This window comes from Variovorax palleresanus (genome assembly GCF_051144945.1).
GTDB lineage: Bacteria > Pseudomonadota > Gammaproteobacteria > Burkholderiales > Burkholderiaceae_C > Variovorax > Variovorax paradoxus_S.
The window spans coordinates 3012687-3036178 of the sequence record NZ_JBJNVP010000002.1 but is presented as its reverse complement, the minus strand read 5'-3'; the positions used below and the strand labels follow the sequence as shown (position 1 = coordinate 3036178).

General features: G+C 67.5%; 15 protein-coding genes. 9 read left to right on the top strand and 6 right to left on the bottom strand.

Annotated elements, in window-relative coordinates; all coding sequences use genetic code 11:
• Positions 1-236: 236 nt before the first annotated feature.
• Positions 237-1103 carry an isocitrate lyase/PEP mutase family protein gene (locus ACJ7Z0_RS18205; RefSeq protein ID WP_434790956.1) on the bottom strand — a complete coding sequence of 289 codons (867 nt, stop codon included), beginning with the start codon at positions 1101-1103 and terminating at the stop codon, positions 237-239.
• Between the two features lie 192 nt (positions 1104-1295).
• Here ACJ7Z0_RS18205 and ACJ7Z0_RS18200 point away from each other — a divergent pair, with 192 nt between their 5' ends.
• Positions 1296-2009 (top strand): YebC/PmpR family DNA-binding transcriptional regulator, encoded by a 714-nt coding sequence (locus tag ACJ7Z0_RS18200; protein ID WP_434790955.1) that lies wholly within the window; start codon positions 1296-1298, stop codon positions 2007-2009.
• Positions 2010-2018: 9 nt separating this feature from the next.
• Here the strand turns inward: ACJ7Z0_RS18200 and ACJ7Z0_RS18195 are convergent, their stop codons facing one another.
• Positions 2019-4013 (bottom strand): sensor histidine kinase, encoded by a 1995-nt coding sequence (locus ACJ7Z0_RS18195; RefSeq protein ID WP_434790954.1) that lies wholly within the window; start codon positions 4011-4013, stop codon positions 2019-2021.
• A 113-nt stretch (positions 4014-4126) separates the two neighbouring features.
• Entirely contained in the window at positions 4127-4687 is a 561-nt protein-coding gene (ssb, locus tag ACJ7Z0_RS18190) for a single-stranded DNA-binding protein (protein WP_434790953.1), read from the bottom strand.
• Between the two features lie 158 nt (positions 4688-4845).
• Here ssb and uvrA point away from each other — a divergent pair, with 158 nt between their 5' ends.
• The gene (uvrA, locus tag ACJ7Z0_RS18185; RefSeq protein WP_434790952.1) at positions 4846-7926 is read left to right on the top strand and encodes an excinuclease ABC subunit UvrA; all 3081 of its coding nucleotides are present in this window, start codon (positions 4846-4848) and stop codon (positions 7924-7926) included.
• 49 nt (positions 7927-7975) lie between these two features.
• Positions 7976-8869 carry a DMT family transporter gene (locus ACJ7Z0_RS18180; protein ID WP_434790951.1) on the top strand — a complete coding sequence of 298 codons (894 nt, stop codon included), beginning with the start codon at positions 7976-7978 and terminating at the stop codon, positions 8867-8869.
• Positions 8870-8880: 11 nt separating this feature from the next.
• On the opposite strand, the gene ACJ7Z0_RS18175 is transcribed toward ACJ7Z0_RS18180, so the two are convergent.
• Genes ACJ7Z0_RS18175 through ACJ7Z0_RS18165 form a run of 3 tightly spaced genes read right to left on the bottom strand, consistent with a single transcriptional unit; the run spans position 8881 to position 12952 of the window.
• A complete protein-coding gene (locus ACJ7Z0_RS18175) occupies positions 8881-9639 on the bottom strand; it encodes a GntR family transcriptional regulator (RefSeq protein ID WP_434790950.1) in 759 nt (252 codons plus the stop codon).
• A gap of 3 nt (positions 9640-9642) precedes the next feature.
• Positions 9643-11406, bottom strand: a complete 1764-nt coding sequence (locus ACJ7Z0_RS18170) for a glycerol-3-phosphate dehydrogenase/oxidase (protein WP_434790949.1) — start codon at positions 11404-11406, stop codon at positions 9643-9645.
• A 58-nt stretch (positions 11407-11464) separates the two neighbouring features.
• Positions 11465-12952, bottom strand: a complete 1488-nt coding sequence (locus ACJ7Z0_RS18165; RefSeq protein ID WP_434790948.1) for an FGGY family carbohydrate kinase — start codon at positions 12950-12952, stop codon at positions 11465-11467.
• 178 nt (positions 12953-13130) lie between these two features.
• Between ACJ7Z0_RS18165 and ACJ7Z0_RS18160 the strand changes: the two genes are divergently transcribed.
• The 6 genes from ACJ7Z0_RS18160 to ACJ7Z0_RS18135 all read left to right on the top strand — a co-directional run bounded on the left by ACJ7Z0_RS18160 (position 13131) and on the right by ACJ7Z0_RS18135 (position 23431).
• Positions 13131-14171 (top strand): substrate-binding domain-containing protein, encoded by a 1041-nt coding sequence (locus tag ACJ7Z0_RS18160; RefSeq protein ID WP_028259126.1) that lies wholly within the window; start codon positions 13131-13133, stop codon positions 14169-14171.
• Positions 14168-15679, top strand: coding sequence for a sugar ABC transporter ATP-binding protein (locus tag ACJ7Z0_RS18155; RefSeq protein ID WP_434790947.1), 1512 nt, complete (start codon positions 14168-14170; stop codon positions 15677-15679). Before ACJ7Z0_RS18160 ends, ACJ7Z0_RS18155 begins: the two co-directional genes overlap by 4 nt.
• Positions 15676-16692 (top strand): ABC transporter permease, encoded by a 1017-nt coding sequence (locus tag ACJ7Z0_RS18150; RefSeq protein ID WP_434790946.1) that lies wholly within the window; start codon positions 15676-15678, stop codon positions 16690-16692. The genes ACJ7Z0_RS18155 and ACJ7Z0_RS18150 overlap by 4 nt, the downstream gene beginning before the upstream one ends.
• On the top strand, positions 16692-17678 hold the full coding sequence (locus ACJ7Z0_RS18145) for an aldo/keto reductase (RefSeq protein WP_434792684.1): 987 nt from the start codon (positions 16692-16694) through the stop codon (positions 17676-17678). Before ACJ7Z0_RS18150 ends, ACJ7Z0_RS18145 begins: the two co-directional genes overlap by 1 nt.
• Positions 17679-17719: 41 nt before the next feature.
• Positions 17720-18571: a class I fructose-bisphosphate aldolase gene (locus ACJ7Z0_RS18140; protein ID WP_434790945.1), complete on the top strand. Its 852-nt coding sequence runs from the start codon at positions 17720-17722 to the stop codon at positions 18569-18571.
• A gap of 150 nt (positions 18572-18721) precedes the next feature.
• Complete coding sequence (locus ACJ7Z0_RS18135) at positions 18722-23431, top strand: LamG-like jellyroll fold domain-containing protein (RefSeq protein ID WP_434790944.1); 4710 nt, start codon at positions 18722-18724, stop codon at positions 23429-23431.
• Positions 23432-23492: the final 61 nt, after the last annotated feature.

The window sequence follows — 23492 nt, the reverse complement described above, 5'->3', positions numbered from 1 at the left end:
TCGAACCGGTCTTGGGTGGGTCACCGTCCCTCTTGGGGGGCGGCCACCTCGCTCGGGGCCCTGTTCACCCAGATCGGCTTGGGGGCCGGTCTGTGAGATGAATTGTGCGCCGCCATCTAAGTAAAAACCCTCATCAAAAAGAACCGCGGCGTTCACGGAATGGAAACAATCTCCCGTTCCTGCACCGCGCAAACGCCGCCCTTGCCGCGGTCGCCGCGAATGAAGGCCGCCGCGCCTCAGCGACGCACGCCCGCAAAAAGCCCGTTGATCTCGCCGGCCGGGATCATCTCGGCGGCCATGGTGCGAAAGCCGGCGCCGTTGCTGTTGTTGCCGCCGCTGTCGAACGCTTCAGCGGCAATGCGGCCGAGCACGCCGAGCGCTGCCTGCAGGGGCCCGCAGCCCAGGCTGATGCGCCGCGCGCCGGCACTGGCGAGAACCTCGACCGATGGCGCCTTGGCGTGGCCGGCATACACGTTCAGGGGCAGCGGCACCGCGGCCGCAAGGCCGGCGATCTCCTCCAGGCTTGCCATGCCCGGCACGAAGATGCCGTCGGCGCCCGCCGACGCGTAGAGCCGCGCGCGCCGCAGCGTGTCTTGGTAGCGCGCCGCGGGATCGTCGTTGGCGACGAAGTAGGTGTCGGTGCGCGCATTGATGAACAGCCGCGCATCCGTCTTGCGCAGTGCCTGGATGCGCTCGCAAAGGATTTCGGGCGGCGCGAGATCGCGCGTGCCAGGCAGCGTGCCGTCTTCGATGTTGATGCCCGCCACGCCCATGTCGACCAGCGAGCGCACGACATCGCACACGGCCTGGGTGCTGTCGCCAAAACCGCGTTCGATGTCGACGGTGACCGGAACGCCCGCCACGCGGCAGATGCGCGCACAGGCCGCGAGCAGTTCGTCCAACGGCATGCGCTCGCCATCCGCATAGCCCATCGACCAGGCGATGCCGGCGCTGGTCGTGCCGATGGCTTGCGCGCCCGCGCGCTCGACGATGCGCGCGCTGACCGCGTCCCAGGCGTTCACCAGCACCAAGGGGCGCGGGCCGGCGTGCAGCCGATGGAAGAGTTCTGCATGTTGCTGTTGTCGTGTTTCGATAGATGTCATAGGCGTGACCTGGATACGTTGCGGAACGAGAAGACAAGCCAAGCGTAAAGGCGCCCCGCCTCCAGCACTTGGAAAAAACTGCTGTCCGCATGCGCTCCGGCTACAGTAGCTGCCCCAAACCGGTCATCCAGCCCTTCGGCCCGGCGCCAAGCGAGGCTGGACACCGCATACCCAACACAAGGAACATCCGCCATGGGCGCACAGTGGAAAGCAAAACACAAGGACCTGGCCGCCAATGCCAAGGGCCGCCTGTTCGGAAAACTGGCCAAGGAAATCATGGTCGCCGCGCGCAGCGGTGCCGATCCGGCCTCGAATGCGCGCCTGCGGCTGGTCGTGGAGCAGGCCCGCAAGGTCTCGATGCCCAAGGACACCCTGGACCGCGCCATCAAGAAAGGCGCCGGGCTCACCGGCGAGGCGGTGCACTTCGAACACGTGATCTACGAAGGTTTTGCGCCGCACCAGGTGCCTGTGATGGTCGAATGCCTGACGGACAACGTAAACCGCACCGCGCCTGAAATGCGCGTTCTGTTCCGCAAGGGCCAACTGGGCACCTCGGGCTCGGTGTCATGGGATTTCGACCACGTCGGCATGATCGAAGCCGAGCCCTCGCGCCCGGATGCCGACGCCGAAGTGGCGGCCATCGAGGCGGGCGCGCAAGACTTCGAGCCGGCCAGCGAAAGCGGCGCCACCGTGTTCCTGACCGACCCCACCGACCTGGACCTCGTGAGCCGCGCGCTGCCGGCCCAGGGCTTCACGGTGCTGTCGGCCAAGCTGGGCTACAAGCCGAAGAACCCGGTCGACCCGGCCAGCCTGAGCGCCGAGCACCTGGAAGAAGTCGAAGTCTTCCTGGCCGCCATCGACGCCAACGACGACGTGCAGAACGTGTTCGTGGGCCTCGCGGGCTGAGCCGCGAGCCTATGCCCGCGCCGCCTGCCCCTCGCGCTTGAGCGGCAACCACAGCGTGAACAGCGTGCCCGCCGGCCCCGAGCGCCACGAGACCGCGCCACTGATGGCCTGCGCCCGCCGCAGCTGGTTCTGCATGCCCCGCCCGCCGGCGGCGCCCATGGCCTTGTCGACATCGAAGCCCTGGCCGTTGTCCTCGATGGTCACGCGCACACCGGACGCCTCCGCCACGGTGCCCACCCGGATCTCGGTGGCACGGGTATGGCGCAGCACGTTGGCGATGCTCTCCTGGACGATGCGCAGGATCTGCAGCGCGCTCGTGGGGTCGAGCCAGTCCAGTGCCGGAAGCTCCTGCACGTTCCAGCGCAAGGCGACACCCGAACTCTCCAGACGCGGCCCGAGCCGATAGCGCAGCGTCGCGAGCAGCAGCAGCAGGTCGTCTTCGAGGGGCTCCATCGAATCGATGGTCAGCTTCAGGTCGTCGAGACAGCCCTTGAGCAACTGCGAAACGCTGTCGCCGCTCATGCCGCCGCCCTCCACCGAGCGGATGGCGCTGATCAGCGAGGAGCCGAGCCCGTCGTGCATGTCCTGCATCAGGCGCTGGCGCTCGTCGCTGATGGTCTGCAGCCTTTCGACCTCGCGCAGCCGCTGGTGGCTGAGCTCGAGCTCGGCCTCGCGGGCCTGCAAACGCTGCGCCAGGCTGGCGTTGACGCGCTCCACCTCTGCAATGGCGCTGACGTAGCGCCGGTACATCAGCACCCCGAAGACGCTGAAGGTGGCCGCATTGGTGTAGGCGCCAAGGTACCAGCCTTCGGGGCTGATGAAGTTGTTCTGCAGCAGCCAGTCGGACACGCCCAGCAGCACGCACACGCCGATGCCGACCGCCACCAGCCGCCCTTCGCTGGATCGGCGCCAGGCGCTGACGCCGCCGACCAGCGCCACGGCCACGCCCATCGATGCCGCGCCGATGTAGATCAACGGCGTCACCTGCGGCGTGTTTCTCAATATGGCCAGGCCCGGCAGCGTCAAAAGGCCGATCAACGCCGTCCAGCCCACCACCGCGAAGCTCAGCCACCTGAGCGGACGGCCATGCAACTGCCGCAGCGCGAAATGCACCACCGCCACCAGCCAGAACAGGGAGTTGACCGTCAGCCAGGCGAACCAGTCGTTGGCAACCGGAACGTCGACATAGAAATGCAGGCCCCGAAGGAAGGACGTGGTCGCGAGGTTGAAGAACAGCAGGTAGCCCGTCTCATGGCTGCGCCTGAACCACACGAAGAGCGAGAACACGCCCACGGCCATGAAGGCCGTACTGAGCATGGCCGGCAGGTCCTGCTGGAGCCACTGGCGCATTCGATAGCGCCCTTCGAGCGCGTCGGCAGGCCCCAGCCAGAGCGATGAAACCGCCACCTGCGCGCCTCGCGTGTGCTCCATCCGAAGGAGGATCTCGCGCAGCGGCTCGCCGTCGGGCGCCTTGTTCAGCAAGATCCACAACGGCGTGCGGGTGCTGTTCCACAACGGACCCCGCACCTGGGCGCGATGAACCAACCGCCCGTTGGCATAGACGGCAATGGTGCCGTCCGTCTTGATCCGCGCGCCATACAACGCGAGCGGCGCCGAAGTGCCGGGCAAGTCGCGCGGCGAAAGCCGCAGCCAGGTGATGCGGGTCGGGCCCGCCGATGCGCTGCCGCCGGCCTGGCGCAGCAGGGCGATGGGCGGAGCCAGGGGCAGCTCGACGGCTTGCCAGGTGGCCGGCAAGGCATCGCTTTGCACGGCGAGCGGCAGTTCGCGGAAGCCCGGTGCCTCTTCCACCTGCCAGTCGGCATGCGTCATGTGGATGGCCGAGGGCTCTTCTCCGACGCCGGGCGCGGCAAAGAAGGCCACCATGGCCACCAGCAGCGCCACGGAAACAAGAAGCACCCCGCTCGCCCAGAAAGAAGCCGGGCGATAGCTGGAGAAGTGTTCGAGCAGCCGCGCGTGCAGCCGACGCGCGAATGTGGAACTCATTGGCGCGCGGCCTGCATCCGGTTCAGGAAAACGCCAGCGGGAGCGGGAATGTCCTCGGCGAGCCGCACGGCTGAAGCAGCGATGGAACAGCTTCAGCCATGGGTCGATTCAACTCAGAACGGAATATCGTCGTCCATGTCGTCGAAGCCCGACGACGATTTGGCCGGTGCCTGGCGCGGCGCGGCGGCCGGAGCGCGGGGTGCCGCGGCCGGTGCACGAGGAGCGTAGCCGCCACCACCACCGCCGCCACCCGCGCCTTGCGAGTAACCACCGCCTCCGCCACCACCTTGCGAGTAGCCGCCGTCGTCCTCGGGACCGCCCGAGGGGCCGCCCTGGCCCTGGCGGCTGCCCAGCATCTGCATCTGGTCGGCGCGGATTTCGGTGGTGTACTTTTCGATGCCGTCCTTGTCGGTCCACTTGCGCGTGCGCAGGCTGCCTTCGACATACACCTGCGAGCCCTTGCGCAGGTACTGGCCGGCGATTTCGGCCAGCCGGCCGTTGAAAACGATGCGGTGCCATTCGGTGGCTTCGCGCATTTCGCCGCTTTGCTTGTCTTTCCAGCGATCGGTGGTGGCCACGGTGACGTTTGCGACCTGATCGCCGCTTGGGAAGGTACGCATTTCGGGATCGCGACCCAAGTTGCCCACGACGATGACTTTATTGACCGATGCCATATGCACTGCCCCTGATATGTAGATGAAGGAGGAGGAAGAGAACCCTAGATTGTGCCCGATGCCGACCCGCCGGGCGGAGCCGGCAGGCACCCGCGAGGCGCCGCCCGTCAAAACCGCCACAACCCGCCCCCTCGCCATGAAAAGGCAGGCGGACTATCATGCTCGGTTGCCCTCGGACGATCGAACCCTTGAAATCCCCCGCCACTGAAGACCCGGAACGCGACGCCTATCTTGGCGCCGTACTCGCGCAGCAGCGCATCAGCATCCGCGGTGCGCGCACGCACAACCTGAAGAACGTCGACCTCGACATTCCGCGCAACAAGCTGGTGGTGATCACCGGCCTGTCGGGCTCGGGCAAGTCGAGCCTGGCCTTCGACACGCTGTATGCCGAAGGGCAGCGGCGCTACGTCGAAAGCCTCTCGGCCTATGCGCGGCAGTTCCTGCAGCTCATGGACAAGCCCGACGTGGACGTGATCGAGGGCCTGTCGCCCGCCATCAGCATCGAGCAGAAGGCCACCAGCCACAACCCGCGCTCCACCGTGGGCACGGTGACCGAGATCCACGACTACCTGCGCCTTCTGTATGCGCGCGCCGGCACGCCCTACTGCCCCGACCATCACCTGCCGCTGCAGGCACAGACGGTGTCGCAGATGGTCGACGCCACGCTCGCCATCCCCGACGAGCCGCGCCTCATGATCCTCGCGCCCGTGGCGCGCGAGAAGAAGGGCGAGTTCCTCGAGCTCTTCGCCGAGATGCAGGCGGCCGGCTACGTGCGCTTCCGCGTCGACGGGCAAACGTACGAATACAACGACCTGCCCAAGCTCAAGAAGACCGAGAAGCACGACATCGACGTGGTGATCGACCGGCTGCGCGCGCGGCCCGACATGCAGCAGCGCTTGGCCGAAAGCTTCGAGGCCGCGCTGCGGCTCGCCGAAGGCCGGGCCATCGCGCTCGAGCTGGGCGCCGAAGGTGCGGCCGACAAGGAGCACCTGTTCAACGCCAAGTTCGCCTGCCCGATCTGCCACTACTCGCTGTCGGAGTTGGAGCCGCGCCTGTTCTCGTTCAACTCGCCCGTGGGCGCCTGCCCGAGCTGCGACGGCCTCGGCCACCGCGAGGTGTTCGACCCGGCGCGCGTGGTGGCCTTTCCCACCCTCTCGCTCGCGAGCGGCGCCATCAAGGGCTGGGACCGCCGCAACGGCTACTACTTCAGCATGATCGAGAGCGTTGCGAAGCACTACAAGTTCGACGTCGACGCGCCCTTCGAATCATTGCCCGCCTCGGTGCAGCAGGTGCTGCTGCAGGGCTCGGCGGCCGAAGAGATCAAGTTCAACTACACCATGGAGTCGGGCAACTTCGCGGGCAAGAAGCTCACGAAGAAGCATCCCTTCGAGGGCATCATCCCGAACATGGCGCGGCGCTACCGCGAGACCGATTCGGTGATGGTGCGCGAAGACCTCGCGCGCTTTCGCAACCTGCAGCCGTGCCCCGATTGCGGCGGCTCGCGCCTCCGGCCCGAAGCGCGCAACGTGTTCCTGGTGGACGAGTCGGCTCGCCCGGCCGACGGCGGCGAGCCTCCGCGCATGGCGATCTTCGAGCTCAGCCACCTCACCTTGCGCGATTCGCTCGCCTGGTTCCAGACGCTCAAGCTGCGCGGCGCCAAGGCCGACATCGCCGACAAGGTGGTGCGCGAGATCGGCCTCCGGCTCAAGTTCCTGAACGACGTGGGCCTGAACTACCTGAGCCTGGACCGCAGCGCCGAAACCCTCTCGGGCGGCGAGGCGCAGCGCATCCGGCTGGCGTCGCAGATCGGCTCGGGCCTCACCGGCGTGATGTACGTGCTCGACGAGCCCAGCATCGGCCTGCACCAGCGCGACAACGACCGTCTCATCGGCACGCTGAAGCACCTGCGCGACATCGGCAACAGCGTGATCGTGGTCGAGCATGACGAGGACATGATCCACGCCGCCGACCACGTGATCGACATGGGCCCCGGCGCGGGCATCCACGGCGGCCGCGTGATGGCGCAGGGCAGCTATGCCCAGGTGGCGGCCAACCCCGATTCGCTGACCGGCCAGTACCTTTCGGGCGCGAAGAAGATCGAAGTGCCCAAGCGCCGCACCGCCTGGCTGCCTGTGGTGAAGAAGCCCGCCTTCAACGAAGGCAAGAAGGCCTCGCGTTTTCCGCAGAGCCCCGCGGCCGAACGGCGCGCCGCGCGCGAAGCGGCCCACCTGGCCTCGCAGACCGACCTGCAGGAAATCCGCGTGGTGGGCGCCACCGGCAACAACCTGAAGAACGTGAGCGTGGCCTTTCCGGTCGGCCTCCTGACCTGCGTCACGGGCGTCTCGGGCTCGGGCAAGTCGACGCTGGTGAACGACACGCTCTACACCGCCGTGGCGCGCACGCTCTACCGCGCGCACGAGGAACCGGCGGCGCACGAATCGGTCGAGGGCATCGAGTATTTCGACAAGGTCATCAACGTCGACCAGAGCCCCATCGGCCGCACGCCGCGCAGCAACCCGGCCACCTACACGGGCCTCTTTACGCCGATCCGCGAGCTGATGGCCGAGACCAACACCGCGCGCGAGCGCGGCTACGGCCCGGGACGCTTCAGCTTCAACGTGGCCGGCGGACGCTGCGAGGCCTGCCAGGGCGACGGCGTGGTGAAGGTCGAGATGCACTTCCTGCCCGACGTGTACGTGCCCTGCGAGGTGTGCCACGGCCAGCGCTACAACCGCGAGACGCTCGAGGTGCTGTACAAGGGCAAGAACATCGCCCAGATCCTCGAGATGACGGTCGAGACCGCGCACGAATTTTTGAAGGCCGTGCCGACCATCGAGCGCAAGCTCCGCACGCTGCTCGACGTGGGCCTCTCCTACATCAAGCTCGGCCAGTCGGCCACCACGCTGTCGGGCGGCGAGGCGCAGCGCGTGAAGCTCGCGCTGGAGCTCAGCAAGCGCGACACCGGACGCACGCTCTACATCCTCGACGAGCCGACCACGGGCCTGCACTTTGCCGACATCGAACTGCTGCTGAAGGTGCTGCACCAGCTGCGCGACGCGGGCAACACCATCGTCGTGATCGAGCACAACCTGGACGTCATCAAGACGGCCGACTGGCTCATCGACATGGGCCCCGAGGGCGGCGCCGGCGGCGGCACGGTGGTGGGCGAAGGCACGCCGGAAGACATCGCGGCCAACGAGGCGAGCCACACGGGGCGCTACCTCAAGCGGCTGCTGTAGCCGGCCCGCCTTCTGCACGAATGCGCGGGCCGCGCCACAATCGCGGCCCATGCCTTCCTTTACGCCGCGCCAGTTCGTCCTGCTCGTTCTCCTGACCCTTGCATGGGGTCTCAACTGGCCCGTGATGAAGCTCGGCGTGGCGGACTATCCGCCGCTGGCCTTCCGCGCGCTCTCGATCTGGCTCGGCGTGCCGGTGCTGGGCCTCGCGCTGGTGATCATGAAGGTGCCGTTCCGCGTGCCGCGCCGCGCATGGCCCGAGCTGGTGTGGCTGGGCGCCACCAACATGTTCATCTGGCACGCCTGCATCATCCTTGCGGTGAAGGCGCTTTCGGGCGGGCGCGCGGCCATCCTGGGCTACACGATGCCGGTGTTCTCCGCCGTCATCGGCGCGGTGCTGTTCTCGGCCGTGCTCACGCGGCGCTCCTGGATCGGCGTGGGCGCTTGCGCCATCGGCGTCGGGTTGCTGCTGTGGCACGAGCTCACCGACCTCGCGGGCCGGCCCGGCTATGTGGCGCTCGCATTGGTGGCGGCTGCGACATGGGCGCTGGGCACGCAGCTGCTGCGCCGCTCGCGCATCGGGCTTGCGACGCTCACGCTCTCGTTCTGGATGACGGCGATGACAGCCGTGGTGATGACGGTGCTCACGCTGCTGTTCGAGCGCGGCCAGTGGCGGTGGCCGGGCTCGGTGACCTGGGGCTCGATCCTCTACAACGCGGTGCTGATCTTCGGCTTTGCGCACGCCGCCTGGTTCTACCTGGCGCGCGGGCTGCCGCCGGTGGCTTCGACCTTGAGCGTGATGTTCATTCCCGTGCTCGGCGTGTTCAGCGGCGCCGTGTGGCTCGGCGAAGTCGTGCACTGGCAGGACTGGGTGGCGGTCGCGCTGATGATGGTGGCCATCGCCTCCGTGCTGTGGCCTTCGCGTAGCAGCTCCGCCAAGGCCTGAAGAAGAAAAGCTCAGGTCGTCGTCTGCACGTGCAGGCGGCTGGTCTTGCAGCGGTGCAGCGCGCGGTAGTGCTCCAGCGGCCGGCCGTTGGCGCCGTAGGCAATCGACTCGATGCGCAGCAGCGGCTCGGGCTGCGGCAGGTCGAGCAGCTTGCAGGTTTCGGCATCGGGCAGCACGGCGTCGATCCAGCGTTCGGCGCGCACCAGGCGCAGGCCGTATTGCCGGCGCAGCACGTCGTAGAGCGAGCGGTCTTCCAGCCGCGCGCGGTGCAGGCCCGGCGCCAGGTCGGCCGGCACCACGGTCTCGACCAGCAGGCGCAGCTCGCCGTCGACACTGCGCAGGCGCTTGAGCGCCACCACCTGCTGCGTGTCGTCGGCCAGGCCTAGCGATGCGGCCTCGTGCTCGGTGGGGGTGCGCAACTCCTGGGTGATGATCTGCGTGCGCACCGAGCGGCCCTTGCGTTCCATTTCGTCGGAGAAGCCCAGCACGGTGGAAACGAAATCCTCGTCGCGTTCGCGTGCCGAGACGAAGGCGCCACGGCCCTTGATCTTGTAGATGAGGTTGTTGCGCACCAGGTCGGCCAGGGCTTCCCGCACCACGATGCGCGAGATGCCGAACTGTTCGCCGAGCTCCGCCTCGGAGGGCAGCTTGGCGCCGATGGGCAGCGCGCCCTGCAGTATCTGCAGGCGAATGGCATCGCGGAACTGGGCCCACAGCGGTGATTCGGAATTGCGGTCGAGCACGGTCGACATCTCGTTGGGACTGTTCACTTTTTAAGCCTGGCCAAGGACTGAGCTGGCCATCAATGATGCATTGAAAGAGGGTTCCTCGCCGGCCGCCGCCGGCTGGAGCCGGACGCCGTGCCGGTCCCGCAGCGCGGTGGCGCAGGCGCAGAGTTCGTTGTGCGCACGCACCGCGTCCCAGCCCAGCGCCTCGGCCGCCACTGCCGCAATTTCGGACAGCGCGGCATCGGTCACGAGGCCGCGAATGGCCAGCAGCGTGCGGCGGACCACGAGGTCGTCGAGATGCACCACGCCGGTTTCGAGGCACAGGTACGAGAGCTCGGCGGCCGAATAGTCCGGCGCGTGTTGCAGGGGCACGTCGCCCGAGGCCGCGAGGCGCTGCGCGAGCGGCAATGCCTTGGAGCCGTAGCGGCCCAGCAAGGCCAGCGCGCGTGCACGGCTCATGCCGGAGGCGGCGGCCATCTTGTCGGCAAAGCGCTCGGTCGCCGCCGCATCGGCCGGCAGCTCGGCGCCGCCGCCGATGGGCAGCAGCTCTGTCGATGCGGTGCGCGAGCGGCCCAGCAGCTGCAGCACTTCGTTGGTAGCCTCTTCGGCCAGCGAGCGAAAGGTGGTCCACTTGCCGCCGACGAGTCCGACGATGGCAATGTCCCGCGTGGCGTTCGGCGGATCGACCACCACCGAATGGTCGCGCGAAATCTGGCCCGGCTTGTCGGCATCCGAACGCGCGAGCGGCCGCACGCCGACATAGGTGTAGACCACGTCGCCGCGCCCGAAGGCCATGTTCGGGAAGACCTCGCGCAGCACGTCGATCAGATAGTCGACCTCGGCCGGCTCGGTGACGATCTGATCCGGGTCTTCGACCGGGATGTCGGTGGAGCCAACCAGCACGCGGTCGAGAAACGGATAGACGATGCAGACGCGGCCGTCGACCGCCTCGAAGTAGGCCATGCGGCCATCGAGCGCATCGCGCAGCGCGGGATGGTCGAGCACTAGGTGCGATCCCTTGGTGCCCATCACGCGCGGGCCCGCGCCGCCGAGCACCGCAGCGCTGCGGTCGAGCCAGGCGCCGGTGGCGTTCACCACGGTGTCTGCCGTGACGCGAACGAGCATGCCGGTGATTTCGTCGCGCAGCGTGAGGATGTTGCCGGCGCAGCCCATCACGCGGCAGTAGTTCGCGGCCGCCGAGCGCGGCTGGTCGCGGCAGCCATCGCCTATCAGTTCGAGGATGAGCCACTCGGGATGGCTGATCCAGGCATCGAAGAAGGTGGCGGTCCAGCGGATGGCCGCGCGGAACAGGCCGCGGTCCGCCGACGGCACGCGGCTGATGCGGTGGCCAGGCATCACGCGCTGGCGGCGGCCCAGCAGGTCGTAGAGCCGCAAGCCCAGCGCCACGGCCAGCAGGCCGCGCGTGCGCTGCGGCGGCGTGCGGCCGAAGAACTTGAGCGCGCTGCTCATCAGGCCGCCGAAGAAATTCGCAAGCGGCACCACCGTCTTGAGTGGGCGCACCAGGTGCGGCGCGTTGCGCAGCAGCAGGTTGCGCTCGCGCGTGGCCTCGGCCACGAGCGAGAAGCTGCCGTTCTCCAGGTAGCGCAGGCCGCCGTGGATCATGCGCGAGGGCGCGCTGCTGGCGCCGGCGCCGAAGTCGCCCTTGTCGACGATGAGGCAATCGACGCGCTGCAGCGAAAGATCGCGGAACACGCCGACGCCGTTGATGCCGGCGCCCACGATGACGGTCGAGAAATGGCGCCCCGCCAGCGAAGCCGGACGCACGAAGGGAAGTTGCCAGGCGCTCATAGAAAAACCTCCGCGCTGCGCGCTGCGGTGCGAGCGCCTTCGGGCGGCCGGGCGGCGCTCATTTCACGTCGCCCGCGATGTGGGTGAATACAAGTGACATGCTGTCGATCAGTTCGTTGAAACCGGCGTTGAAATCTGCATGGGCGCTGGCGTCCCGTGCGTCGGGTTCGATCACCTCGCAGGGTGCGAGCAGGGCACTGCCCGGCGCTGCGTCATCGAAGCCCTGCGACATGGCGGCGTAGAGCGCGGCGCCGCGCGCGCCGGTCTCGTCGTCGGCGCAGCGCTCGACCGGGCGCCCGAGAAAGGCCGCCAGCAGGCGCACGAGGCGCGCATCGCCCGCGCCGCCGCCGAGCACCGTCGTCTCGCTCACCGCGAGGCCGGCTGCGGCAAGGCGCGCCATGTGCCGCGCATGCAGCGCCGCCACAGCATCGACCACGGCGCGCGCCATGTCGGCGCGCGTGTGGTGGCTCTTGAGCCCCACGAAGCCCGCGGTCACGCCGCCACCGCCGTTGACGAAAGGCAGGAAGCGCAGGCCGCTGGCGCCCAGCGGCACCGTCATGGCCAGGTCGACCACCGCGCGCGCATCGGGCAGCGCGAGCACGCCGGCCAGCCACGCGATGTTGGCCATCGAGGACGGGCTGTTCTCCATGTAGAGCCGTTCGTGCGTGCGGCCAAAATTCACGATGGAGGCGACGGCCGGCTTGGGCTCCATCACAGGCCCGATGACCGCGTTCACGCACCAGGTGCCGAACACCGACACCGCGCGGCCACGCCCTTCCGCGCAGATCGCGGTCATCGATGCAAGCAGGTCGATCGCGCCCATCGCCACCGGAATGCCGGCAGGCAATCCGCACAGCGCGGCCTCGGAAGGCCGCAGCGTTCCGATCACGCTGCCGCTGGGCACGATCGGACCGAAAGCATGCGGCCCAAGCTCGGCAAGGCCCGACGCGTCGAAGGCCGCCTGCGACCAGGTGCCGGTGGCGAGAGACACCAGGCCGGCGGTGCTCGCATCGCTGGCATCGGTGGCGATCTCGCCGGTCAGAAGAAAGCCGAGGTAGTCCTTGGCGAACAGCAGGCGGCGCAGTTCGCCGCGCTGCACGGCATCGGCGCCCAGCAGCTCGGCCGTAATGACCGTGGGCTGCCCGGGCCAGGGACTGCAGCCCACCTCTTCGAACAGCCTGGCGCCGTGGCTCGCCGCCAGGGCGCGCGCACGGGCATCGGCGCGCTGGTCGGTCGAGGCGACGGCACGGCCGCCCACGAGCTGGTCATTGGCGTCTAGCGCGTAGAGGCCGGCGCCGTGCCCGGTGCAGGCCATGGCACGAACCTCGGCCGTGCGCGGGCCCAGCTGGTTGGCAACATCGCGCAGCACGTGGGTCAGCGCGGCGCGGATCGCCGTCGCTCCCACTTCGCAGCCGCCACCGGGCAGGCGGTCGTGCGGCAGGGGCATGCGGGACAAGGCAATGGTGCGGCCGCTGCCGGCTTCGAGGGCCAGCGCCTTCAGGCTGCTCGAGCCCATGTCGACGCCGATCAATATGTTTGGCTTCATGTCATAACAGCTTCGGCGAGTTGAAAGCAGCTCGCCAGTAGCGTTTCCCCTAGTTATCGCGGCAAACAACCCGCGATTACATTCTACCTGTCATAACAACTGTCGTGACAATGAGGTCCCGAAGATCTGCCCGCAAAGCAGGTCGCAAGCTCTGCCAGTCAACGCGAGGAGACACAAGATGAGGCGAAATTTCCTGAAGTCCGCTGCAGCCGCCGGTATCGGCCTGGCCGGCACCAGCGCATTTGCGCAGTCCACCCCCACGGCCGCCGCCACCGGATTGCGCGGCAACGCCAGCGACGTCTACGTGATGAACGTGATGGTGTCTGGCGTCGAATACTGGTTTCCGGTCTACGAAATGATGAAGCAACTCGGCCGCACGCTGGGGGTGCGCACGCGCTACACCGGCACGCCCGAGTACGACGTCAACAAACAGCTGGCCTCGTTCGAGCAGGAGCTGGCGCGCAAGCCCGCGGGCATCCTGCTGCACCCGATGAACCCCGACCCGTTCATCGAGCCGATCAACCGGGCAGTGGCCATGGGCATTCCGGTCGTGACCTTCGCGGCCGATTCGCCCAACTCGAAGCGCGCCTCCTTCGTCACCTCGGACAACGACCGCGAGGGCACGCAGGCGGCCGACGCGATTGCCGCGGCGCTGGGCGGCAAGGGCGAATACGCCGTCCTCGAGAACCCCGGCCAGGACAACCACGACCGGCGCATCGCGGCCTTCGTCAACCGCATGAAGACCAAGCACGCGGGCATGAAGCTGGTCGGCCGCGCCGCCAGCAACCAGGACCCGAGCAAGGCCTACCAGGCGGTGCTGAGCCTGGCGCAGGCCAACCCGAACCTGGGCGCGCTGTTCATGCCCGAAGCCAACTCGGCCCTGGGTGCCGCGCAGGCCAAGATCGAATCGAAGAAGAACATCCGCGTGATGTGCTGCGACGTGAACGCCAAGATCCTGGACATGATCAAGGCCGGCGACGTGTTCGGCGCCATCAACCCCAACCAGGGCATGCAGGGCTACATGGGCATGATGATGCTGTTTCTGGCCAAGAACCCCTCGCTCATCGACCCGATGAACGACGCCAAGCGCAACGGCACCAATCCCATGTCGGTGCCCTTCCTGGACAACGGCCTGTCGGTGGTCAGCAAGGCCAACGCCGACGACTTCTACTGGGACAAGTATCTCGCCCGCCGCGGCACCAAGGGAATCGGCGAGTGAGCACCTTGCTCGAACTTCGCGGCATCAGCAAGCGCTTCGGCGCTTCGCGCGCGCTCTCGGGCGTGGACTTCTCGCTGCATGCTGGCGAGATCCACGCCCTGTGCGGCGAGAACGGCGCGGGCAAGTCGACGCTGATGAACATCATCGACGGCATCCATCGCCCCGACGAAGGCGACATCGTGCTGAACGGCGAGAAAGTGGTCATCGACGGCCCGGCGCACGCCATGCGCCTGGGCATCGGCCTGGTGCACCAGGAGATCGCGCTGTGCGCCGACGCCACCGTGGCCGAGAACATCTTCATGCCGGAGATCAACGCCGGCAAAGAGGCCTGGATGAACTACGCCAGCCTGAACGCGCGCGCCGCCAAGGTGCTGGCGCGGCTGGGGCAGGACATCGACCCGAGCGCGCCCGTGCGCGAGCTGAGCATCTCGAGCCAGCAGCTGGTGGAGATTGCCAAGGCGCTCACGCTGGACTGCAAGGTGCTGATCCTCGACGAGCCCACGGCCGCGCTGACCGACAACGAATCGGCCGCCCTCTTCCGCGTGCTGCACGACCTGAAGGCGCAGGGCATCGGCATCATCTACATCAGCCACCGCATGGCGGAGATCTTCACGCACGGCGACCGGGTCACCGTGCTGCGCGATGGCCGCAACGTGCACTGCGGCCCGCTGGCCGGCATGACCGCCGACGAGCTGGTTCGCCGCATGGTGGGACGCGAGCTTGGCAACTACTACCCACCCAAGCAAGAGCCCGCCGAATCGGCCGGCCCGGTGCTCGAGGTGAGCGACATCGCCGATGGCGAGCGCGTGCACGGCATCTCGTTTGCGCTGAAGCGCGGCGAGATCCTCGGCATTGCCGGGCTCATGGGCGCCGGCCGCAGCGAACTGGCCGAGACCATGTGCGGCCTGCGCGCCGCCACGCGCGGCACGGTGCGCCTGCACGGCAAGGCGCTTTCTATTCGCAAGTACAGCGATGCGCTGCGCGAGGGCATCGCCTATCTCAGCGAAGACCGCAAGGCTGCGGGCGTGTATCTCGACCTGCCGATCGCACAGAACATCTCGTCGATGGCGCTGCGGCGCGTGAGCTCCGGCTGGGGCCTGCTGCAGCGCTCGGCCGAACACCGCCTGGCGCGCGAACTGGGCGCCAAGCTCAACCTCAAGTCGGACGGCGTGGCCATCGAGGTGTCGAGCCTGTCGGGCGGCAACCAGCAGAAGGTGGCCATTGCCAAGCTGCTGGCCACCAACCCCAAGGTGCTGCTGATGGACGAGCCCACGCGCGGTGTCGACGTGGGTGCCAAGTCCGAGATCCATCACATCCTGCGCGAGCTCGCGAACCAGGGTGTGGGCGTGATCGTGATCTCTTCGGAGCTGCCCGAGATCATCGGCCTGTGCGACCGCGCGCTGGTGATCCGCGACGGCCGGCTGGCCGGCGAATTGAATTCCAACGAAATGACGGAGGAAGCCCTGCTGCGGCTGGCCTCCGGACTCTGCGAACAGGAAACAGCATGAACTACCCGGCAGAACTCGATGCGGGCCATCCACCGCGCCAGTCAGGCGGCGGCCCCGTGAAGCCCGCCAACAAGCTCACGAGCATGCGGGAAGCCGGGCTGCTTCTCATCATCGCGGTGCTGTGCGTGGCGATGAGCTTCGCGTCGCCCTACTTCCTCACCTGGGACAACATCCGCGCGATGCTGCTGTCCTTCTCCATCGAAGGCATCGTGGTGGTGGGCATGACCATTCTGCTGATCGTCGGCGGCATCGATCTTTCGGTGGGCTCGGTGGTCTGCTTCGCGATGGTGGTAACGGGCAAGCTCTTTCTGATGGGCGTGGACCCGTGGCTCGCGAGCCTGGTGGCCATCGGCGCGAGCGGGCTCGTCGGCGCGATGATCGGCGGCTGCGTCACGCGCATCGGCCTGAACCACTTCATTGCCTCGCTGGCCTTCATGGTGATCGTGCGCGGGCTCTGCCTTGCGCTCACGCAGGGCACGCCGCAGTCGCTGTTCTCGCTGCCGGCCGAATTCAAGTTCATCGGGCAGGGCACGCTGTTCGGCATTCCAGCGGTGATCCTGATCTTCGTGGCGATCGTCATCGTGAGCGACTTCGTGCTGCGCCGATCGACCTTGCTGCGGCGCGTGTTCTACACCGGCAGCAACGAGAAGGCCGCGCTGTATTCGGGCATTCGCGTGGGCCGCGTCAAGTTCTGGGTCACGGTGCTGTGCTCGGCTTCGGCGGGCTTGGCCGGCGTGATCTACACGGCCCGCTTCGGCGCGGCCACGCCCACCTTCGGCATGGGCATGGAACTCAACGTGATTGCCGCCGCGGTGATCGGCGGCGCGAGCCTCAAGGGCGGCTCCGGCACGGTGCTGGGCGCGGTGCTGGGCCTGGCACTGCTGTCGGTGGTGACCAGCTCGCTGATCCTGCTGGACGTATCGCCCTACTGGCAGGACGTGATCAAGGGCCTGATCCTGCTCGCGGCCGTGACCATCGACCACCTCCTGAACACGAGAAAGACAACGCGATGATGATGATGAAGAAGACAACGCTGGGCCCGTCGGGCATCGAATGCTCGGCCATCGGCCTGGGCACCTGGGCCATGGGCGGATGGATGTGGGGCGGCGGCGACAACGCGGCGGCCGTGGAGGCCATCCAGGCCTCGCTGGACGCGGGCGTGAACCTGATCGACACCGCACCGGCCTACGGCCTCGGCCGCTCCGAAAGCATCGTGGGCACCGCACTCAAGGGGCGCCGCCAGGAAGCCGTGATTGCCACCAAATGCGGCCTGGTCTGGCACACCCGGCAAGGCACGCACTTCTTCGAAGAAGACGGTCACCCGGTGCACCGCTTCCTAGGCCGTGAATCGATCTTCCATGAATGCGAAGAGAGCCTCAAGCGCCTGCAGACCGACTACATCGATCTCTACATCACGCACTGGCAGGACAGCACCACGCCCGTGGCCGAGACCATGGACGCGCTGCTCGAGCTCAAGAAGCAGGGAAAGATCCGCGCCATCGGCGTGAGCAACGTCAGCCCCGAAACGCTCACCGAATACCTGCGCTACGGCCCTGTCGATGCGGCGCAGGAGCGCTACAGCCTGATCGACCGCGAGATCGAAGAGACTCTGGCTCCCCTGTGCAGCGAATACAAGGTGGCGGTGCTGGGCTATTCGTCGCTGGCGCTGGGCCTGCTCGCCGGTCCGATCGATCCCGGACGCGAATTCAAGGGCGACGACCAGCGCGCGGCCAACCCGCGCTTCAGCGAAGCCAACCGCTCCAGGCTCAAGGGTTTCTTCGAAGAGCTCGACCCGCTGCGCACGCAGCTGGGTTGCTCGTTCGGTCAACTGATGATCGCGTGGACCATCGCCAGCGGCACCGTCTCGGTGGCGCTGTGCGGCGCGCGCGTGCGCCAGCAGGCGATCGAGAACGCCGGCGCCGGTGCCGTCCAGCTGGGAGACGACGCCCTGCGGCTGATCGACGCCGCGGCAAAGCGCCATCTCGGCAATCTCGCCTGACACCCCTGTCATTTCCGATCCCAACAAGGAGTTCTTTCCAAATGTCGAAGGACAAAGACGCGCGGCTCAACCGGCTGCTGAACAACGGCCGCTGCCTGGACATTGCGCTCGACCACGGGGTGTGCAACGAGCCCTCGTTCCTCAACGGGCTGGAAGACATGCCCGAGGTCATCGACAAGCTCGTGCCCGCCGGCCCCGATGCCATCCAGCTCAACTACGGCCAGGCCGACCTGCTGCAGCAGCGCCCTGGCCGCGACAAGCCCGCGCTCGTGATGCGCATCGACATGGGCAACCCCTACAACGCCACCGCGCATCGCGTGATGTGGGCCGTGCTGCAGAACGAGCACGACCCGGTGTTGCCCGCCGTGCAGCGCGACGCGGCCTGCGTCGTCGTGAATCTTTTCATGCTGCCGAACGAGCCCGATCTGTTCCGCCAGTGCGTGCAGAACATCGCGCGCGTGCGCGCCGACTGCGACCGCTATGGCATGCCGCTGATGATCGAGCCGCTGGTGATGCAATCGCCCACCCCCGGCAGCCGCTACCAGGTCGACGGCGACGCCGAAAAAATCGTCACGCTGGTGCGCCTCGCGCGCGAGATGGGCGCCGACATCGTCAAGGCCGATCCGACCAGCGACCCCACCGACTTCCACCGCGTGGTGCAGGCCGCGCGCTGCCCCGTGCTCGTGCGCGGCGGGGGGCGCGAAGACCTGCAGCAGGTGTTCGCGCGTTCGCGCGTGCTGATGGACCAGGGCGCCGTCGGCATGGTGTACGGGCGCAACGTCTACCAGCACGCGAATCCTTCGGCGGTGGTGAGTGCGCTGATGGCCATGATCCACCGCGGTGCGAGTGCCGAGGCGGCCTGGGCTCTCTACGAATCGAGCGGCGCCAACTAAGACAAAGAAAAGCGCCGGCGCAAGAACACAACAAGAAGTCAGCACGGCAGGCGATGGACCCGTCGCCTGCCGGGGTGCGTCCTGCGCGCGCATCGGAGAACGGTCGAGGAATGGGTTGCCCTGCGAACTTCTAACAACCTGGAGGCGACGATGAAGATCCGGTATTTCCTGATGGCGTTCCTGGCCCCGCTCGTCACATTGCTGACGCATGCGGCGATCACCGGGGTCAGTCCGATGACGACCCTGAGCAACATGGCGACGGCGGTTTCCGAAGCCGTCGCGGACCCGCTCCCGCTGCAGGGGCCGGGCCTGGGCAACCTCACCTACACCTCGGCGGAACTGTTCAAGCCGGTGTCGATGATCACCAGCGCCGCGCACCCGCTCGATCCGGCGCACAGCAGCGCCTACGAGTCGCGCGAGGTACCCGCCACTTACCCGGGCCGCAAGGACTACGGCATGAACGCGGGCATCATGGTCAACGGCTACTTCCTCACCTCCTTCGCGCCGGACAGCGGCCTCGGCCCGGGCGGCTTCCTGCTGTACGACGTGTCGAACCCGCGCCAGATCCAGCTCGTCAAGAAGATCTACGAGCCCGAAGGCCGCACCCAGGAGTTCCGCGAAACGCACTCCTTCGGCACCGCGAAGATCGGCGGCAAGACCTACGTGGTGCTGCCGAGCATCAACGGCGTCGAGTTCTGGGACTTCACCGACATCAACGACATCAAGCAGGTGAAGAAGCTGGCACTGCCCGGCGTCAACGCCGGCGACTACGAGAACGTGGCCTGGCAGCTTTGGTGGCAGGCGCCCTACCTGTATGTGGCATCGGCGGGCCGGGGCATGTTCATCGTCGATGCGAGGGACCCCGCGAACGCCGTGGTTGCGAACCGCGGCGCCGGCAAGCCCAACCCTGTGCCCACCGGCGAACTCGGCGGCTTTCGCGTCGGCCCGATCTTCACGATGGGCAACCACATGGTGTTGACCGCCATGGAAAGCAACGGCGGTTTCGCGAGCCTGGACATCTCCGACCCGCTCAACCCCAAGGTGCTCGATTCCATCGTGGGCACCACGCCGTTCTACTACGCGACCTGCTTCGACGGCAAAAGCGTGCATACCTCCGCGCGCAACAGCGGCGCCAAGATGTACAGCTACGACCTGAGCGACCGTTCGCGCTTCGTGGCCGAGGACAACCGGCTGGTCATCGACGAACAGCTGTACTGCGCCACGCAGGACAACTACGTGATCCAGGGCGCCCAGACCCGCATCCACAAGGTCGACGTGAGCAATCCGCTGAACCACGTGGAGGTGGGCCGCGGCAGCATCCTGCGTGAGGACGATCCGAACTTCTCGCATTCGGACAACGGCCAGGTCGCGATGTTCGGCAATCTCGTCTTCGTGGGCAACGACCACGGCTCGGGCAGCGGCTTCATCGTGCATGCGGTGGACCCCGACACCACCAAGCCGGAAGTGAAGCAGGTCTCGCCCGCCAATGGCGCGAAGCAGCAGGCGCTGACGTCCCGCATCGGCCTGGGCATGACGGACAGCATCCGGCCCGAGAGCGTGAACTCCAACACCTTCATCGTGCGCCCGGTGGGCGGCAACACGCTGGCGGGCACCTACAGCGTGCAGTTGGGCATCGTCAACTTCCACCCCGAGCAGCCGCTGCTGCCGGGCACGAGCTATGAAGTGTTCCTGCCCGCCAACGGCGTGAAGGACTATGCGGGCAACGCCATCGGCGTGGACTACAAGTCGACCTTCAACACCGGCAACGCGACCGACATCAACCTGATGCACTACTGGACGCTGGCCGGCAACCTCTCCGACCAGATCGGCAACAACAACGGCACGCCGGCGTCGGGCGACGCGTTCGAGAGCATCGGCATGAACTTCGCGAACCGCACCGCCGGTGTGCCGCTGAAGAACGATTCCGTGGCCACCGTGCTCGGCGGCACCGCATCGATGAGTTTCTACATGAAGACCACGCAGGCGGGCGGGGCGAACTCGTGGACCGCGCCCGGCATCTTCGGGCGCGACCAGTCGGGCGGCGCGGACGATGTGTTCTGGGGCTGGCTCGACAACAGCGGGCGCATCAAGCTGTCGGTGGGCAACCATGCCGGCACCACCTCCACGGCGGCAGTGAACGACGGCAACTGGCACCACGTGGTGTTGACGCGCGACGCGGCCTCCGGCGCGCAGGCGGTGTACGTCGACGGCGTGAAGACCACCTCCGCCGGCCTCACGGGCAACAAGGGCCTCACAAACAAGTTCAGCGTGCTGGGGCAGATCCAGGGCAACGCGGCGCTCTTCAAGGGCACGCTGGCGGAAGTGCGCGTCTACGGCCGCGTGCTCTCCGACACCGAGGTGAGCACGCTGCGCGGGCAGACCATCATCGGCGACCCCGGCATCGGCGGCGGGCCGAAGATCGTCAACGGCCAACTGGTGTTCAACCCGGCCACGCTGGGCAGCAGCGGCGCGCAGTTCCGCTGGAACTTCGGCGATGGCACGCAGACGGCCTACGCGAGCCAGCCGAACTACACCTACACCTACACGCGCCCCGGCCACTACACGGTGACGCTGACGGTGAAGGACGCGAACGGCCGCGAGACCTTCTACACCTACATCGTCACGGTGATCGCCCCGGTCACGGCGCGGGCGCCCACGCACACCACCAACATCGCGGGCGATGCGAACTCGGTGTACGCGGTGAATCCCGACAGCGGCACGGTCGCCGCCATCGACGCCCAGACCCTGGCCAAGCGCTGGGAAACGCGCGTCGGCGACGAGCCGAAGACGCTGGCCGTGGGCCCCGACGGCCGCATCTGGGTCACGGTGCAGGGCGAGGACAAGCTGGTGGCGCTCAGCGCGGCCGACGGCAGCCTCTCGGCCACCGTGCCGCTCGCCTACGGCAGCGGCCCCTACGGCGTGGCCTTCACGCCCGACGGCGCCAAGGGCCTGCTGACGCTGGAGAGCAAGGCGGTGCTGATGAGCTTCGACCCGAGCAACGGCGCCACCACCGGCGCGGTCGCGCTCGAAGGCAACCTGCGCGGCATCGCGGTGAGCTCCGACGCACAGGTGGCCTACGTCACGCGCTTCAAGTCGAAGATGACCGGCGGCCAGCTGCACAAGGTGAACCTGCAGAGCATGAGCGCCATGACCACCATCGCGCTGCCGGTGGACACCACCACGGTGGACACCGAGAGCCGTGCGCGCGGCGTGGCCAACTACCTGAGCCAGGTGGTGATCTCGCCGGACGGCGCGCGGGCGGTGCTGCCTTCGAAGAAGGACAACATCGTGCGCGGCAAGTTCAGGGACGGCAACAACCTGGCGCACGACCAGACGGTGCGCTCCATCCTCTCGCAGGTCAACCTGCAGACGGCCGCGGAAGTGTTCGCCGAGCAGATCGACTTCGACGACCGCGCACCGGCACGCGCCGCGCTGTTCTCGCCGTCGGGCGACTACCTCTTCGTCGCGCAGATGGAAGGCAACCGCGTGGCCATCGTCGATCCGTACAGCCGCGCGGTGCGGGGCGAGATCAACGCCAGCAGCGCGCCTCACGGCCTGTACCTGGACGCGGTGCGCAAGCGCCTGTTCGTCAACAACTTCCTCGCGCGCTCGGTGTCGGTGCATGACGTGGCCTCGGTGCTGTCATCGGAATCGGCGGCGCCGATCTTCCTGCAGAACGTGGTGACGGTCGCGCAGGAGCCGATGGCGGCCGCGGCGCTGCGCGGCAAACAGGTGTTCTACAACGCGTCGGACCGGCGCATGAGCAAGGACAACTACCTCTCCTGCGCGAGCTGCCACGCCGACGGCGGCGACGACGGCATGGTGTGGGACTTCACCCAGCGCGGCGAGGGGCTGCGGCGCACCATCAGCCTCATGGGCCGCCGCGGCCTGGGGCACGGCAAGCTGCACTGGACGGCCAACTTCGACGAAGTGCAGGACTTCGAGAACGACATCCGCAACGAGTTCGGCGGCACCGGCTTCCTGACGAATGCGGACTTCGCGGCCACGTCCGACCCACTGGGCACGCCCAAGGCCGGCAAGAACGCGCAGCTCGACGACATGGCGGCCTACCTCAGCTCGCTGAACAAGTACATGCGCAGCCCGGCGCGTGCAGCGGACGGCAGCCTGAGCGTCGATGCGGCGCGGGGCCAGGCGCTGTTCACCTCGGCGCAGTGCGTGACCTGCCACTCGGGCGGCACCTTGCGCGACGGCATCCGGCACGACGTGGGCACGATCCAGGCCTCTTCGGGCAAGGGCATGAACCAACCGCTGGCGGGTGTGGGCTTCGACACGCCGACGCTGTCGGGCACCTGGAATACCACGGCCTTCTTCCACAACGGACAGGCCGCGACGCTGCAGGACGTGCTCACCAGCGGCCACGGCAACGCCAACAGCCTGCCCGCGGCCGACCAGGTGGCGATCCGCGAGTACGTGCGGTCGCAGGACACGGCCCCGGCCGTCGTCACGCGCGTCCGCTCGGACCTGAATCCGACGATGTGCGTGAACATCAAGGGCGTGTCCACCGCCAGCGGCGCGACGGCGGTGCAATGGCCGTGCGGCAATGCAAGCAACGAGAAGTTCACGGTGAACAGCCTCACCGGCGGCTATGTGCAGTTCGTGGCCGAGCACAGCGGCCTGTGCCTGGCGCAGAACGGCACCGCGACGACGAATGCACCGGTGGTGCAGCTGGCCTGCACGGCGGGCAACACGACCCAATGGAGCCTGGTGGGCGGATCGATCCGCAACCGCGCCTCGGGTTCCTGCCTCGACGTACCCAACGGTTCCACCACGCAGGACACCGCATTGATCACGTGGACCTGCAACGGCGGCAACAACCAGAACTGGACGCAGCTTCCGTAGCGCCCGCGATGCTTCGCGAGAGCCGGCCGTTTTCACGGCCGGCTTTTTTCGTGCCGCCCAT